15 protein-coding genes are annotated in these 16,142 nt (G+C 44.0%); 4 read left to right on the forward strand and 11 right to left on the reverse strand.

The window, feature by feature from the left end; genetic code table 11:
• Nucleotides 1-66 precede the first annotated feature (66 nt).
• Nucleotides 67-2,076 (reverse strand): 30S ribosomal protein S1, encoded by a 2,010-nt coding sequence (gene rpsA / locus EPL05_RS13020; protein ID WP_128534406.1) that lies wholly within the window; start codon nt 2,074-2,076, stop codon nt 67-69.
• 360 nt (nt 2,077-2,436) lie between these two features.
• Nucleotides 2,437-3,105 (reverse strand): hypothetical protein, encoded by a 669-nt coding sequence (locus EPL05_RS13025; RefSeq protein WP_128534407.1) that lies wholly within the window; start codon nt 3,103-3,105, stop codon nt 2,437-2,439.
• Between the two features lie 191 nt (nt 3,106-3,296).
• Between EPL05_RS13025 and tyrS the strand changes: the two genes are divergently transcribed.
• Genes tyrS through EPL05_RS13040 form a run of 3 tightly spaced genes read left to right on the forward strand, consistent with a single transcriptional unit; the run spans nt 3,297 to nt 5,562 of the window.
• Entirely contained in the window at nt 3,297-4,580 is a 1,284-nt protein-coding gene (tyrS, locus tag EPL05_RS13030; RefSeq protein ID WP_128534408.1) for a tyrosine--tRNA ligase, read from the forward strand.
• A 49-nt stretch (nt 4,581-4,629) separates the two neighbouring features.
• On the forward strand, nt 4,630-5,106 hold the full coding sequence (parS, locus tag EPL05_RS13035; protein ID WP_128534409.1) for a type II RES/Xre toxin-antitoxin system antitoxin: 477 nt from the start codon (nt 4,630-4,632) through the stop codon (nt 5,104-5,106).
• Nucleotides 5,107-5,562, forward strand: coding sequence for an RES family NAD+ phosphorylase (locus EPL05_RS13040; RefSeq protein WP_128534410.1), 456 nt, complete (start codon nt 5,107-5,109; stop codon nt 5,560-5,562).
• Between the two features lie 35 nt (nt 5,563-5,597).
• On the opposite strand, the gene EPL05_RS13045 is transcribed toward EPL05_RS13040, so the two are convergent.
• The 3 genes from EPL05_RS13045 to EPL05_RS13055 all read right to left on the reverse strand — a co-directional run bounded on the left by EPL05_RS13045 (nt 5,598) and on the right by EPL05_RS13055 (nt 9,415).
• Nucleotides 5,598-6,281 (reverse strand): PH domain-containing protein, encoded by a 684-nt coding sequence (locus EPL05_RS13045; protein ID WP_166727693.1) that lies wholly within the window; start codon nt 6,279-6,281, stop codon nt 5,598-5,600.
• Nucleotides 6,282-6,522: 241 nt separating this feature from the next.
• Nucleotides 6,523-8,238 (reverse strand): gliding motility-associated C-terminal domain-containing protein, encoded by a 1,716-nt coding sequence (locus tag EPL05_RS13050; RefSeq protein ID WP_128534412.1) that lies wholly within the window; start codon nt 8,236-8,238, stop codon nt 6,523-6,525.
• A gap of 190 nt (nt 8,239-8,428) precedes the next feature.
• The gene (locus tag EPL05_RS13055) at nt 8,429-9,415 is read right to left on the reverse strand and encodes a LuxE/PaaK family acyltransferase (protein ID WP_128534413.1); all 987 of its coding nucleotides are present in this window, start codon (nt 9,413-9,415) and stop codon (nt 8,429-8,431) included.
• Nucleotides 9,416-9,606: 191 nt separating this feature from the next.
• Between EPL05_RS13055 and EPL05_RS13060 the strand changes: the two genes are divergently transcribed.
• The gene (locus EPL05_RS13060; RefSeq protein ID WP_128534414.1) at nt 9,607-10,281 is read left to right on the forward strand and encodes a lipid-binding SYLF domain-containing protein; all 675 of its coding nucleotides are present in this window, start codon (nt 9,607-9,609) and stop codon (nt 10,279-10,281) included.
• A gap of 56 nt (nt 10,282-10,337) precedes the next feature.
• Here EPL05_RS13060 and EPL05_RS13065 read toward each other — a convergent pair whose 3' ends face one another.
• From EPL05_RS13065 to EPL05_RS13090, 6 genes are all read right to left on the reverse strand, one after another.
• A complete protein-coding gene (locus tag EPL05_RS13065; RefSeq protein ID WP_128534415.1) occupies nt 10,338-11,009 on the reverse strand; it encodes a hypothetical protein in 672 nt (223 codons plus the stop codon).
• A gap of 1 nt (nt 11,010) precedes the next feature.
• Complete coding sequence (locus EPL05_RS13070) at nt 11,011-11,514, reverse strand: RNA polymerase sigma factor (protein ID WP_128534416.1); 504 nt, start codon at nt 11,512-11,514, stop codon at nt 11,011-11,013.
• Nucleotides 11,515-11,615: 101 nt separating this feature from the next.
• Nucleotides 11,616-12,224: a hypothetical protein gene (locus EPL05_RS13075; RefSeq protein ID WP_128534417.1), complete on the reverse strand. Its 609-nt coding sequence runs from the start codon at nt 12,222-12,224 to the stop codon at nt 11,616-11,618.
• Complete coding sequence (locus EPL05_RS13080; RefSeq protein WP_128534418.1) at nt 12,225-12,569, reverse strand: hypothetical protein; 345 nt, start codon at nt 12,567-12,569, stop codon at nt 12,225-12,227.
• Nucleotides 12,570-12,572: 3 nt separating this feature from the next.
• Nucleotides 12,573-14,999 (reverse strand): penicillin acylase family protein, encoded by a 2,427-nt coding sequence (locus EPL05_RS13085; RefSeq protein ID WP_128534419.1) that lies wholly within the window; start codon nt 14,997-14,999, stop codon nt 12,573-12,575.
• Nucleotides 15,000-15,253: 254 nt separating this feature from the next.
• A complete protein-coding gene (locus tag EPL05_RS13090) occupies nt 15,254-15,850 on the reverse strand; it encodes a thermonuclease family protein (RefSeq protein WP_128534420.1) in 597 nt (198 codons plus the stop codon).
• Between the last annotated feature and the right edge of the window lie 292 nt (nt 15,851-16,142).

Raw genomic sequence — 16,142 nt, forward strand, 5'->3', positions numbered from 1 at the left:
GATTCCTTTAAACAAAAAAAGCCCTCCCGATTGCTCGGAAGGGCTTTGTAATATGTCTTTAAAAGATTAAACTTCTTTGGTTTCTTCAGTTTCTGAAGCAGCTTCTGGCTCTGCTTTAGCTACCGGTGCAGCAGCAACAGGGGCTTTTTTAGCCGCTTTGCTTTCAGCACCTTCCATTTGCTCTTTTAACTGAGCTAATACGCTAAGGTCACCTAAAGTTGATTTTTCTACTGATTCTTTCACTTTCTTAACCGCGTTGTTAGCAGATTTTGCTTCTTTCTTACGGTTTTCAAATTCCTGAACACGAGCGTCAGCGCGAGCTTCTTCCCATATACGTGAGTGTGAAATAACGATACGTTTGTTCTCTTTGTTGAATTCGATGATCTTGAACTCAGCGGCTTCTTCAGCTTTTACAGATTTACCGTCTTCTTTAACCAAATGCTTGGTTGGCGCAAAGCCTTCAACACCGTAAGGTAAAGCTACGATAGCACCTTTATCAGTTACTTTCAACACGGTACCTTCATGTATCGAATCGATAGTGAAGATAGTTTCGAAAGTATCCCAAGGGTTTTCTTCCAGCTGTTTGTGGCCTAAGCTTAGTTTGCGGTTATCAATATCAAGCTCTAATACTACCACGTTTAATTTTTCGCCAACCTTAGTAAATTCGTTAGGGTGGTTTACTTTTTTAGACCATGATAAGTCAGAGATGTGAATCAAGCCGTCGATGCCGTCTTCCAGTTCAACAAACACACCAAAGTTGGTCATGTTTTTAACAGTAGCAACATGAGTGGTACCAATTGCATACCTGGTACCGGCATTTTGCCAAGGATCAGGAGTTAATTGTTTAATACCTAAGCTCATTTTGCGCTCGTCGCGGTCTAAGGTTAATACCTGAGCCTCAACTTCGTCGCCAACTTTCAAAAATTCCTGTGGGTTACGCAGGTTTTGAGACCATGACATTTCTGACACGTGGATCAAACCTTCAACACCCGGGATAATTTCTAAGAACGCACCGTAATCTGCAACGGTAACAATTTTACCTTTCACTTTAGAGCCGATAACCAATTCGGTATCAAGCGACTGCCAAGGGTGCGGGGTAAGTTGTTTTAAGCCTAAAGCGATACGTTTTTTCTCATCATCAAAATCAAGCACAACAACGTTGATCTTCTGATCTAATGCTAATACTTCTCTTGGATGCTCTATGCGGCCCCAAGATATATCGGTAATGTGTAGTAAACCGTCTACGCCACCAAGGTCGATGAATACACCAAAGTCGGTAATGTTTTTAACGGTACCTTCCAATACCTGGCCTTTTTCAAGCTTGGCAACAATTTCTGTTTTTTGGTTTTCCAAATCGTCTTCGATAAGCACTTTGTGCGATACCACAACGTTTTTAAACTCGTGGTTTATCTTAACAACTTTGAATTCCATTGTTTTGCCCACATACACATCATAATCCCTGATAGGTTTGATGTCGATCTGTGAACCTGGTAAAAAGGCTTCAACGCCCATAATATCTACAATTAAACCACCCTTAGTTCTGCTTTTTACAAAACCAGTGATGATCTCATCGTTATCCAGTGCCGAATTAATACGCTCCCATGATTTTTGAGTTTTAGCACGTTTACGAGAAAGCACTAACTGACCGTTAGCATCTTCCTGCGATTCAACAAATACTTCAACTGAATCACCGATCTTCAGATCAGGTGTATCACGGAACTCAGAAACCGATACCAAACCGTCAGATTTAAATCCGATGTTTAATACAACATCTTTGTTATTGATATTTACAACAACACCAGAGATAATTTCGCCTTTGGTGATAGAGCTGAAAGTTCCATCATACAATTTCTCCAATTTCTCACGGTCACTATCGCTGTAGTTACCAAATTTTTTGTCATCTGCATCCCAGTCGAAATCTTCGAGTGGTGCAACTGCGATCTTAGATTTGATCTCTTCGATTGATATTGAATCAGCTTCTGATTCAATAGTTTCTTTTTCTGCGGTTGCAGTAACTGTACCCAGTTCCGCTTCCTTAGCATTTAATTCTTTTTCTGCTTCTTGTTTTTTTGCCATTAATAAATTTTACTCCTTTTTCCCAACACTTAATTGGGACTGCAAAGGTACGGATATAATTTTTATAGATAAAAATATTTTTAGTGTTAAATATTCGTTTTTAGGAGGTTTTTGATCGGAATACAGGTAGCGATGGGCGAATAGGGGATTTTTGTATTAAACCCGTCGGTTTTGATTAATTTCGGATCTATCACCTACTATTATCAGGGGGAGGGCGTTGCCTGCGGCCCGCGCTGTCCGTTTCAACTCCTCATGCCATGGTGCTGGTAAAAGCAGCATTAACATTCCGGGGTTTCCACTACTATCGCTAACGCGGGGATTGCGTCAGTTTAAACATGGGATATTGAGTACACTTTGTGGTTAGTGTTTTATCTTCGCCCCTATCTCCTCATATATCTGCATAAAGCTATCTAACAAACCCTCGCGGTAGCTGAGTATAACCTCGCTCATGGCGGTTTCATGTTCGGGGGTAAATGGGTCGCGCCATACGCGCATGCAAATTCGTTTAAGAGCGTAGGTAACCTGCCCAAGGTTAGCATAGGTGGCCAAATATCGGCTCTGTTTAAAACTCTCGTAAAATTTTGAGAAAACACCAGGGTTCTTCATCCCCGCAAAAGCCAAAAACTCATTTATTGTATCCGTCTCGCAGCTATCCAGGTGACTGTAAAAATCATCCACACTTATTTTATTGGTGGTGATGAGCAGGTTATCCAGTATCAGCTCTACGCCAATATGTCCCAAAAAGAAAGGTTTTACCGGCGAGCCCACAATGGCAGGTACAAGCAGTTTTTTGAGCGCGTGCGAATGATGCAGGAAAAAATCCGCTGTATGGAAGTATTTATCAACCAGTAGATGCTTGTTCCAGCCGGCAATAACGGAGTTTACGTTTGGGTTGGAGTGTACTAATTTTTCGGGGTGCAGGATGATGGTTTTGTCAGCATTTTTCAACAGATCGGGCAGTACGGTACCTAAGGTAAAGTAGCAGTCGGTTGCGTCCCGGTCAAAATAATAGTGCGACAAAAAATTCATAGGCAGGGGTTAAAATGTTCCGTTTGTAGCAATAAACAAAAAATATACCACATAAAAAAGCTTTAACACAGGTTTAATAGCAATATCACCTGTGGTTTACACCGCCAAAAAGCCTCAATTACATTTACGTGCAAAAGATAAACTACTATCTTTGCCGTCCCGGTAGCTACCGGTTTGAAACACATACACTAATGAATTTTGTAGAAGAACTACGCTGGAGAGGCATGTTGCACGATATTATGCCCGGAACTGAGGAATTGCTGAATAAAGGGATGGTATCGGGCTATATCGGTTTCGACCCAACTGCCGATTCGCTGCACGTGGGCAGCCTTGCGCAAATCATGACGCTCATCCACTTCCAACTTGCAGGCCATAAGCCATTTGCATTGGTTGGCGGCGCTACCGGCATGGTTGGCGACCCATCAGGTAAATCAGCGGAGCGCAACTTATTGAACGAAGAAGACCTGCAGCATAACCTTAACGGCATTAAAGGCCAGTTAGAACGCTTCTTGGATTTTAGCGATGCTTCCAACAGCGCCGAAATGGTGAATAACTTCGATTGGTTTAAGGAGTATAACTTTTTAGATTTTATCCGCGATGTGGGTAAGCATATCACTGTTAACTATATGATGGCCAAAGATTCGGTAAAAAACCGTATCAACGGCGATACGGGCATGTCGTTCACCGAGTTTTCATACCAACTGGTACAGGGGTACGATTTTTACTACCTGTGGAAAAACCGTAACTGCGCCCTGCAAATGGGTGGCAGCGATCAATGGGGCAACATTGTTACCGGCACCGAGCTGGTACGCCGCAAAGGCCGTGGGGAAGCGTTTGCTTTAACCACGCAGCTTATCAAAAAAGCCGACGGCACCAAATTTGGCAAATCCGAAGGTGGCAACATCTGGCTGGACGCGGCAAAAACATCACCATACAAATTTTACCAATTTTGGTTGAATACCAGCGATGACGACGCTAAAACTTACATCAGGATATTTACGCTATTTGATAAAACAACTATTGAGGCAATGGAGGCCGAGCATGATGCCGCCCCTCACTTGCGTACGCTGCAAAAGGCGCTTGCCAAAGATATTACCCTGCGCGTACATGGCGAAACAGAATATATAAAAGCTATAAAATCAACCGAGTTTTTATTCGGCAATACCGGCATCGACTTTTTAAGCGAACTGAATGATGAAGAGGTACTGGCCATATTTAGCGGCGTACCCAATTTTACCGTTGATAAGGCGGAGTTAGAAGCAGGCATACCTGTAACCGATCTGCTTGCCGCCAAAACAGCCATATTCCCATCAAAAGGCGAAGCTAAAAAGATGATACAGGGTGGCGGTGTTGCTATCAACAAAGAAAAAGCTGGCACACCCGATGACATTTATAATGCAGGCAACCTCATCAATAACAAATACTTAGTAGTACAAAAAGGAAAGAGAAATTATTTTTTAATTATTGCTGAATAATTTGCAAATACGACATTTGGTAAGTATTTTTGTATAAATGTCGCACAAAATGAAAGACGAAGAAAAAAATGAGTTTAAAGAGCCGATGGTTGCGTACATCACCCGGGGCTCAGGCTTGCCTTTATATAATTTATTTGGCGGTGCTGCTGCATTTTCTTCTGATTTTGACATGGTGAAATTGGCCAGGCAAGGCTTCCCTAAAAAAGCCTTGCTTGCCTTAGCTAAAAAAATATCCTTAAGCATTCAGGAGTTAGCCAACATTCTGCATATCTCCGAGCGTACTTTACAACGGTACGAAGACGATGCCATTATCAAAACAGAGTACGCCGAAAAAGCGGTTGAGCTCGCTCGCCTGTATACTCGTGGCGAGGAAGTTTTTGGTTCCTTAGATAAATTTAAGCTTTGGGTAAAAGCACCAAGCCTAATATTTAATGGCGAAGCGCCGATTAGTTTTTTGGATACTTCTGCCGGTTTCGATATGGTTTTTAACGAATTGGGGCGTATTGAGCACGGTATTTTCGCTTAAATGATACTTTATCGTATTTCTGCCTGTAAATATATTGAAAGCCTTGACGGCACAGGCGCGCGTTTATACGGGGGTCGTTGGAATAGCAAAGGACATGCTATGGTTTACCTTGCATCTTCACGGGCGCTGGCAATGCTGGAAGTATTGGTACACTTGCAACCATTACTTATCCCACAAGATTTTTGCATTGCCGAAATTGAAGTACCGGATAAAAGTATTCACGAAATAGACACGGCTACCCTACCGAAAAACTGGATAGATGTCTCTCCCCCTGTCGCAATTAAACAAATAGGCAACAAGTTTATAAAAGACGGGAAACAATTATTACTGAAGGTGCCCTCATCCATAGTGGAACAGGAGTTTAATTACCTCATAAACCCCGATCACCCGGAAATAAAAAGTGTAAAGGTATTGCGAACGAAGCCGTTCAGTTTCGATGAGCGCTTAATACATTAAGCCCCCCTGCAAATACCAATGAACTACTGAACGATTTAGAAGTCGCTCAGCAGATCAAGTTTCTTGGCGTTGTATTCTTCCTGCGAGATCAGCCCGTTCTCGAAAAGCATTTTTAGCCTTTTCAACTTTTCGGTCAGCTCATCTTTCTTGGGTTCTTCATGTACCACTGGCGCTGCAACGGGTGTAGGCGGCGGAGTTGGAACCGGGGATGCTGCGGCTACTGGCTGCTGAATCACTGGTGCTAATGGTTGAAAGGCAACCTGCGCGGCATGATCTATTTGCATCGAGCCTGATTCGGCGCGTTTTTCTTCCAGGTCGCGCAGGCGGCGGGCTTCACGCTCGGCCTCTTTACGTTCCTGGGCGTATTGGTATAGCTTACGTGCTTGTACTTTAGGCAGGTAATCTACTCCCATTTCGGCGCCGTTAGTGGTTTTCACGCTGAAAACCGCCCCTATAATTTCTTCTTTGGTATATACGTCTACAATATCTTTCCAAACAAAATCAACAAATTTGATAGATAGCCCGAGGTTTGCCGGGGTAAAAAACAGGATGCGTTTGTTGGTTAAAGCAATACAATCAGGAAACAAGTTCACTATCGGTTTCTTTTGAACCGCAATATATAGGATATCCTCGCCGGTGGTAAGCAGATCTACCAGGCGGCCATAAATACGTTCAACCGCTTTGGGGTCTTGTTCTTCCTTTAAAAATTTCTCTATCATATTTTTGATATTAGGATCGCGGGCAAAAATAACAATAATATTGCCTTTATAAATATAAGTTTTAAGCCAAAAGTAGCGCCATCGCGCTTTATCTCAATAAAGTAACAGATGTATTTTGTGTGTAGCTTACACCATCGCCCATGGTGTATTTTACCACCAGGTAATAAACACCTGTAGTTGCCGGTTTACCGCCGTAGTTGCCATCCCAACCTATATTGAGGTTTTTGGTATGAAAATACTGCTACCCCCATCGGTTGTAGATATAATATTCTATACCCGTTGGGTTACTGTTCTGATTGGGTCTGAATATATCATTTACGCCATCGCTATTAGGTGTAAATGTGTTGGGGAAACTAACCAGTTCGCATTTATCCTGTCCGATCTCAATATCCAGTTCGTCTAATATACAGCCTTCGGCACTTATAACTGTAAAATGATTACTTCCCGGTACCAGGTCTGTAATGGTTTTGGTGAATGGATAGATATTTGCCCCATGTTTTATTTTGGCCGCTCCTTTTATATCCCCCGCGGGTGAAAATGTGATTTTGCCAAGCGCAGTACAAACCGCATTATTCACCGTATAAGTTAACTCCGGCTTATTAATTAAGGCAACATCGGGTACAACAACCTCCTGCTCCTTCCTATCGCCGCCGGATGAAGTAACTATAAGCGTATATGTGCCCGGCGAAACGTTGTTAAAAGAGTTGCTTAAGCCAGTAACGCCATTAAACGAGTAGGTATAAGTATCGGGATGGGGTTTTGTTATTACTGTTACAACTGCCTTACCAAATTGAGCGCACTCCTCCAAAAACTGTATATCGGCAATCTCAATCGGTGGGCAGGCATCCTGCACCAGCGTAAAATCCTTTTCATCTACAAGACAGCCGTCCGGCGTTGTAATAACAAAGTGATAGCTGCCGGGCACAAGATTTGCAAAGCTATGGGTAAAACTATAAGAACTGCCGTTGAAAAGTATCCTAAAATCAGCGTTCCTGTTACCAGCATCGAGCTTAATGATACCTGTTACATCGCACACAGGGTTTGTTTTGATTGCGGTAATTACAGGGTTATTTAAATTATAATCCGGAATGGTAAATGTTGCTTCCTTCGGGGCTTCGCCACCGTCTGACATAACGATTACCTTATAGTCACCTGCCGAAAGGTTATTGAACACTCCGCTCCTATTGGTTAGCCCATTATCGAGGGTATAAACATATTCGCTTGTTGGCTTTTTGCACACTACGCGGGCGGCACCTTTATTAAAGACATTACACTCCTGGTTAACCTCTATGTTCTGAATTTCAATTACCGGTATCTCTCCTGCTTCAGCGTTACCGCCTGCATCGTAAACAACAAATGGCAATGTACCAGCAGATCTTTTTACGCTTTGGTTCTCCATATCGAGTTCAAGCATTTCGGCGCCGTCAGGGTGATCGGCAAAAGCATAAACTTTTAATACACCATTTGCTGATACGGTGGTGAAACCCATAACATACCGATTAATGGGTATAAACGGAGTACTTAATGCGGGGTTAGCAATATTTATTTTAACTATACCCTGACCGCCATCTGCCGCCATATAAAGCTCATCTTTGTAAAAAAGCAAGTCGCCGGCAGACGAATAAGGCATATCGCCCAGGTAAACTGGGTTTGAGGCACCCGGTTGAAAAGAAAACAAGCCTGTGCCGCTTGCAAAATATACTACTCCATTCTTGTTTACCGTGAGAGAATTACCGCCCACACCGCCACCTATATAACTGCAATTATTGACGGACGGAAATGAGCCTGCATCTATATCAGCACGATACAGCGCCCCGCCATCTGTATTGTAATAAAGGTAACTACCGGAGACTGCTATTGAATAGAAACTGCCGTTGCCACAACCACTAACATCTTCAGTAGTAATACCATTTGGCGTAAGTGTTACTCGTTTTAGTTGAAGGGAACTTGTAGCCACATAAAATTGCTGGCAATAGCCTTTTGCTATTATGCATAAGAGCAAAACAAGCAACGCTACAATTTTTTTTATAAGGAGGCGGGTGATCAATAGCTCAGGCACAATAAGCAGTAAATATATTTATTTTTATAACTAACAAGGCAAAATCAGTTTTACGTTATTGTTATTTATTACTGCTTATATCGACGGACTAACCTACCAATAAGTTACAGCCTCTAATATCAGAATTATCAAAACGCCCCAAAATTTCAAAAGAACTGTCTTCATAAACTTTACCAAGATCCTGCGTGGCAATAAACGAGCAGGAATTGATATTAGCCAAATCGATGATATTTACGCCACCTATTTTCCCTGCCCCTACCTGCGTGAACGGGTCGTTGGTATCGCGGGTGATGATCTTCATCCAGGGCGGGCAGTTAAATATCCCCTCTCCTTTTGAGTAGGCCTGCGAAAGCAGTTCGGTCATCCCGTACTCCGAATGAATAGCGTTTACGCCAAAACCCGCGCAAAGTGTGCTGTGCAGCTCCTCGCGGATCATTTCCTTGCGTCGGCCCTTCATGCCACCGGTTTCCATAACGATCAATTGGGGGAAATCTATCTGGTATTGCTCCACAAAATCGAGCAGGGCAAACGTTACGCCGATCAGCAGGGTTGGCTTACCGGCTGCCTTTTGCTTTTGCAAAATGCCGAATAGTTCCTCATGATTGTACAGGAAGAAGCCGCTCTCGGAGTTTGCCGATTGGGTTATCAGATCCTGCGCCATATAAATAAGCGATGAGCCTTCCCGCTCCAGGTAGGCAGGCAGCAGAGCCAGTACGGTGTAGTTTTTTATATCGCCATAAAACAATTTGAAAGCCTCGCGAAAACTTTGCACATACCAGCTTAAATCGGTAACGGTGTGGCTGCTGGTAACCATGCCTGTTGTACCCGAACTGGTGAATATAACATCTGCATCGCTCTCACCTGTCACTACCTTATGCGATTTGAAGAACTCAACCGGCATAAACGGTATATGCTCAACAGAGGTGATCAGCGCCGGATCGATCTTCAGGCCTTCGATAAAAGCTTTATAAACCGCGCAATTTGCCGCCTGGTATTGAAAAATCTGCAGCGCGGTTTCCGCAAATTTTGCTTTGTTATTTATAGCGAATATTTTTTCTTGGCCCGGCTTTATCATGCTGCCGCAAAGATACGGAAGATGTGTATCAGATATGCAAATTCCAAATGTGCAGATATGCAGATGAAGCGCGCAAATTGGAAAATGTGACACGCAGGCCATCAAATAACAGGCCTTTTGTGTAACAAATATTCCGTTTTGGAGTTTATTTACAAAAACAACACAACATTATACATTCATTCAGACCCATCATGAAACTCATTAAATTTTTAAGATTCCCGCTTTTACTAAGCGCGTTTTTTATACTGGCATCCGCCACATCTACCGATAAAGGCCTGGAAAAAGTACACCAGGCAACCAATGTTTTAAAAGCTTTCGGCCAGATGAAAGAAAGCATCCCAAGCGACCTTCTGAAAGAGTACGAGGGCATTGTGATAGTGCCAAAACTCATCAACGCGGGCTTTGGCATCGGCGGTAAACGCGGGCAAGGGCTTGCTATGGTAAAGCTACCAAACGGCAAATGGAGCGATCCTGTTTTTATTACCCTTACCGGAGGCAGCTTTGGTTTCCAAATTGGCGTACAATCTGTAGACCTGGTTTTGGTGTTCAAAAACAAAGGCGTACTCACCAAGGTTAAAAACGGCGATTTCACCATTGGTGGTGATATCTCTGCAGCAGCCGGCCCAGTTGGCCGCAGCTCAACCGCCAGTACAGATCATAAACTGGAAGCTGAAATTTATTCTTACTCGCGCAGCAAAGGCCTGTTTGCCGGTATAAGCGTTAACGGCTCAAATCTGGCCATCAACAAAAGCCTCAACGCCGATTTTTATGGCGAAGGTGTAACTTCAGCATCTATATTTGATAGGGCTACGAGTAAAGAGCCTGCTATTGCCGAATTAAAAGCAACGTTGAATTCTTTTGAATAAGCAGGGATATTTCTAAACAAAAACGCCGCCGGACCAAAGCCCGGCGGCGTTTTTGTTTAAGCCTCCTGCTCAAACTTCTCTATTTCGCCTAAAAACCGGTAAGCGGCATTAGCTTGGTACCAGCCCGACCCCATTAGCAGGGTTTTGGCAACAGAATTATTTATATTTTTAGCACTTAGCTTAGCAATTAACCAAACAGCAAGTGGTATTAAAATGATAGCCACAGCAGCATTAGATAGGAAGTAAGTCCTTCGCGCGGGTTCTAAAAAATCTACATTAAAAACCATTTTACCTGCCAAAAGCAGCAATAATGGATATAAGGGCAAAAGTATCAGCGCGCACTTTACACAGGTAACAATGGATAATTTCAGTTGCTCTATTTTCTTCTGGAGCGGCGCAATGGCAGCATTAAACCCCCGTTGCACCTGCCTGATGAGCGATAATTGCTTAACGTCATAAACAAAGCACACTACAAACAAAGCGCAGATAGCAATGGCTGATAAACTGAACTGTGGCTTACCCCAGTTGTCAGATACAAAGCTACCGAGGTAGATAACTGCTGCGGCCAATATTATCATCTCCGTTATTTTATAATAAAAGAGACTGCTAAGTTTGCTCCCGGCTTTATCTAACTTTATTTGTCTTAGCAATTGCATATTCAGGTGCAGGTTTCTGTCCAGTTTGCGGTCGTACTCGGCCCAAATGGTTTGTAATTCTTGTAGTTCCATTTTATTGTAGTGTAAATTGTTGTTTTAAATATTGTTTAAGCCGGCTTATTTTGGTGGCCACATTGGTTTCACTGATACCCAAAATATCGGCCATATCCTTGTAGCTGTTATTATCGAGGTAGAGGATCATCAGCGCCTTATCCAGCTTGTTCATCTGCCCGATGAATTGGTATAGCAGGGTTATCTTTTCGTTCAGTTCTACCGACGTATCATCATTCGGGATCTCGATAATATTTTCGCTGATGGAAGTGGTGTTGCTACGGCGTTTATTATCCGACCGATAAAAAGAGATAGCAGTGTTGAGCGCTATGCGGTACATCCAGGTAGAGAGCTTGTAGGTGTTATCGTACTTTTCGAAGGAGCGCCAAAGCTGAATGATGACTTCCTGCACCAGGTCCTTACGGTCTTCCGCATCGGCGCAATAAGTATTGCAAACCTTAAAAATTAGCTTTTTATTATGCTGAATGAGGTGTAAAAATTGGTCTTTGTTGGCCTGCAAAGTCATCTGTTTGATTATTTACACCATTATTCGCAGGGAGGGCGGGAAAATCACAGGGGGGAAGGAAAAATCAACAAAAATATTTATGCACTTTAGTTTTCGACGCTTTATAAATTATACTTTGCCTTATGCCATTTAATATAATTAGGAAGTTTTAGTATTTCTATCAAATCGTCGGTATTAATATTGTCCGTTTTCTTTTTTATATCAACATGGTCAATGTCCAGCGCGAATGATCTCTCTCCTAAAATCGTTTCCAAAGTAGTAAATATGGCATTGTAAAAGTCATCTTCGCGGCTCAAATCAAAATTGTTTAAATACACGCTTACTCCCAAGTCTGTTGACGTCCCCTTCTTCAAGGGATTGAAGTACATATCTTTTGTGTCAAGTTCGATGAATTCCCATCTTGTAACGAAATGACCGGGCACCGCCTGTTTAAAGGCAGTAAAGGTCCAATCAGGGATTCGAGGCGCGTCACCGATGAGTGTCTCTACATCATTGAAGTATTCACTGTCACCTGTAGCAGTTATGATCAACTCGTTTACTTCTCCCGGCTCTCCACCTATCTCGAAAAACAGCCCATCACTATACTGATGCAGCCGGTCTTGAAATTGATTAAGCAAATCTTCCTTTGCAGCCGTTTCAATGGCATTTAACCTTGCATAGAACTTACTATTTTCAACGAACCAGGTCCAGAAATTTTCCTTGCTCTTCATTTATTTCCCCTCCTTCTCAAACACCCTCTTCACCAACAACCCCGAAAGCGCCGACATCCCACCTACCAAACCGCCAATTAATACGGTAACTAAAAGCACAAGCCCCCAATGAGGTAGTTGAAACATTTGCGCCACACGGGTGGCCAGGATATTTTCGTTAGGGAATGTTTTTAACAGGGCCACTGCCAGCCATGCCAAACCCAAGCCGGCAAAACCCGACCAAAATGCCTGTTTAGACGTTTTGCCCAACAGCAATGTAGCGCCAAACGCCAAAATGCAGGCCGCCCACCAAGGCAAAATATATGCGCTTATTAAGGCCAGCAAAAGTATGAGTGCTAATAACATAGTTTATTTGCTAAGGGTTAAGGTTGTTTTGATACGTGCCGATTTTTCCGTGGGCGATTGCAGGTATAGTAGTTCTTTAAGTTTACCGTCCTTCCAGGTGGGCAGCATATCGTCATAATAAAAGCTGCCGGGGTTGCCGCTTTGTCCGCCGGGTAAAATACCGTAGCCTTTTACCCGTGGCCCCAGTTGTACTACCATACGCCAGGACGGACCGTGCCCTTCGGTAAGCGCGTTTACGGTAGAGCCTGTACCGCCGCTGGCAAAATTGCCCGAGCCAAAGCCGGGGATATTTGCCAAATGGCGCACTTCAAACTTTTTCACTTTGCCCCATTGCCAGTTGCCGGGTTTACCTTGCTTTTTTATCAAGCCATCTACCGCTAAATTAAAGCTGCGGCTTAGTACATCCGTAGCGGTTTCCTTCATGGGCGTTTTTTTATTATCGAACCAAATTGAATTAGGATCTTTCAGCAACAGTTCTTCCGTTCTGTCCATTGACGGCCAGTTGAGGGGCATGTTTTTGTCGGAAAAATTATCGTTCCAGGTGGCACGGTAAAAGCGGCTCCACCAGTTGGCGAATACGGCTGCGCCTTCAGAATCGGCCTCAAAAAACTTGTCCCATTTTTTAAGGATCTCGAAGGCGGCGAGTTGGTTCTCATCCAGCTTGCTGGCATCTAAATATTTAAGCATAGTTGGCAAAATATCCTGCGCGCGGATGCTATAGGTATCGGTTTGTAAAACGCGCATACTATCTGCGGTGGCTTTTTGCATGGCACCAAGGCGGTCGTTAATCCGTTTGCCACGTTCGTATGGCGCAAATTGCCAATTGATGTAGTACGGATAAGTTGGGTCGGTAGAGCTTTGGTTGGCCGAGCTTACAAAGCCGCGCGGCGGGTTCCTCACCGTAGGGTTTTGTTCAAAAGGGATAAAGCCGTGCCAATCGTTTGCCGGGTCGCTGCCATCCATAATAAATTTGCCCTGGTCTTTATACTTTAAAGGCAATCGGCCATTCGGCGTGATGGCGATATCATTATCTGCCGAAGCGAAAACGAAGTTCTGCGCCGGAGCGTTGTAAAACTTCAAAGCCTCGCGGTAATCGGTATAATTGCTGCCACGGTTAAGCAGGTAAAAGGTTTTGATATCGTTAGATTCATCGTGCGCTATCCATTTAAGCGCGTTGCCGATGGGGATGTTGTCGTGCCCTTCGCTCATCTTCGCGTTATCATAAACCACGGGGCCAAACCGGGTGTAGCGTACCGTATCGATGAGGTCCGGCTCGCCTTTTATAGCGATTTTTTCTATCCGGTAGGTAACCTTGTTCCATTGATTATTATACCAGTATTCGTTGCGGCTTTCGTCTTTAAATTTCAGTTGATACCAATCCAAAATATCGGCATCCACATTGGTTACGCCCCAACTTATTTTTTTGTTGTAGCCGATAACCACACACGGCGCACCCGGCAGGGTTACACCGTAAACATTTACCCCAGGAGCGGATAACTGCATCTGGTACCAAATGGACGGGAAAGTAAGATCGAGGTGCGGGTCGTTAGCTAAAATGGGGTAGCCCGATGCTGTTTTGCTCCCGCTGACGGCCCAGTTGTTACTGCCGATGCCTTCCACCCTATCCTTCATTTTCATACCCGTCAGTATCTGCGCTTTAAAAGCGGCAGGCGGTGCGGGTATGGGCAGCGGTTTAAAATCCCATTTGGTACCTACCGGGATGATAGGGCTCTCATGCATGGGGTAATCGGGAAACAGATCGTTAGTTACCTTTGCGCCGAACTTGTTCAGCACATTGGTCATGGACAACTCGTTGGTGCCGCCTGCCAGCGTTTCCGACATCAATTTCAACAGGAAGGCGCAATTAATGGGCTTCCATTCCTCCGGCGCGTAATCCAGCAGTTTAAATTCTATGGGGTAATCTTTTTTTGAGAGCTGGTGGACATAGCTATTAATGCCTTCGGTATAGGCATTTACTACCGCCCGCATTACCGGATCCTTCATCATGCCTTTCAGGGTATTTTCGGCACCGTAAACCATACCCATGCGGCGGTGATAACGGTCAACATCCAGGGCTTTCGCCCCAACTACTTCGGATAATCTGCCCGATGCGCTGCGGGTTTGGATATCCAGCTGCCAGAGGCGGTCGCGGGCGGTGATGTAGCCCTGGGCGTAATACAGGTCGTGTTCATTTTCGGCGAAGATGTGCGGGATGCGGTTCTCGTCGTATTTTACAGTAACCGAACCCTGCAGGCCTGTTAATTTAAGTTCTTCTGTGTCGTTGATATTCTTACTTTCGGCGTTTTGCCAAAAACCCGTAGCCGGATTTAAAAACTTGCCTATGGGTGGGATATCGCCAAATTTTGTTTGCAGCGCCCAAATAAGCGCCAGCGTTATCGCTAAGGAAAAAAATGCTTTAACTATCTTCATCAGTGATGGGAATGGGTAAGCAAGATAGGGAAACGCTGAAGATCTGGCAACTTTTAAAACGTTGTTAAATCTGAATTGCTTTTACGTGTTTTCGCTGCAATAGCGCCCGTAATCAGGGTTGAAAAAGTTTCCAAAAGTTAACACAATTTCAAGTGTTAACTTTTTAAATAATTCATAGTCAATTATTTACAATTTAACACGATTAACATGGAATGCGCTTAGTAACCCACCACAATGAAGGTGCAACCAGGAATCTACATGAGTGTAGTATCTGAGTATTTTGGCTTCCGCTTTTTGTAATGCCGCTTTGCTTTCTTCGGCTTAGGCTCCTTATTTTGTACGCGCTGCCCTTTTGCTTCCTTGCGGAAATTCCATGGCGGGGTTGGGTTGGCATCCTGCCACAGCCCGAGGCGTTGCTCGCGGGCGCGCTGCTCTATAAGGGCGAGGGCCATATCTTTGGAGTAGGCGCGGTATTGCCAGGCATAGCCATTTTTTACAATATTGTAATTTACGTTGGTGCCGTCGGCCAGTTCTACCAGCCCTACGGTACGGCCATACCTATCCTTGGTGGTGCCAATGAGTTTTACCTGCTTGCCAAAGCACAAGTCCGACGTAAATTGTTTGGCGGCCTGCCCAAATGCCTGGCTTTTTTCGGGGCAGTCTATTTCGGCAAGGCGTACCGTTATATTTTGATGGTCGGGCGAGAGCAGCACCATGGTGTCGCCGTCTTTAACGCCCACTACGCGGTAAATGTAATCTTTGTTGGTAGCCTCTTCTTTCTTGTCTTCGTTGTTACAGGCGCTTACCAGCCCGAGGATAAAAAGGGAAAGGAACAGGTATCTTTTGAGCATGGGCGAATTTAAAAACTTGGCGGTGATTTAAACCACAGAGAAAAAACACAGAGAACACAAAGCTATTAAGAATTTCCACAGCCTGCGATAGCGATAGAAGTGGAAACCCCGGAACGGGGCGTTGCTTCTATCAGCAGTGCGAAATGAGGAGTTGGAACGTATAGAGCGGGCCAAAGGCAACGCCATAATTTGTCTGAATCAGAATTTCCAGTATTAAAGAATTTTCAGGATAAAAACTGCAAATCTAAACGCACTACCAATTTTGGTAACACCTTATCAATAAATTCGTTCG

The organism is Mucilaginibacter gilvus (assembly GCF_004054195.1).
GTDB classification, from domain to species: domain Bacteria; phylum Bacteroidota; class Bacteroidia; order Sphingobacteriales; family Sphingobacteriaceae; genus Mucilaginibacter; species Mucilaginibacter gilvus.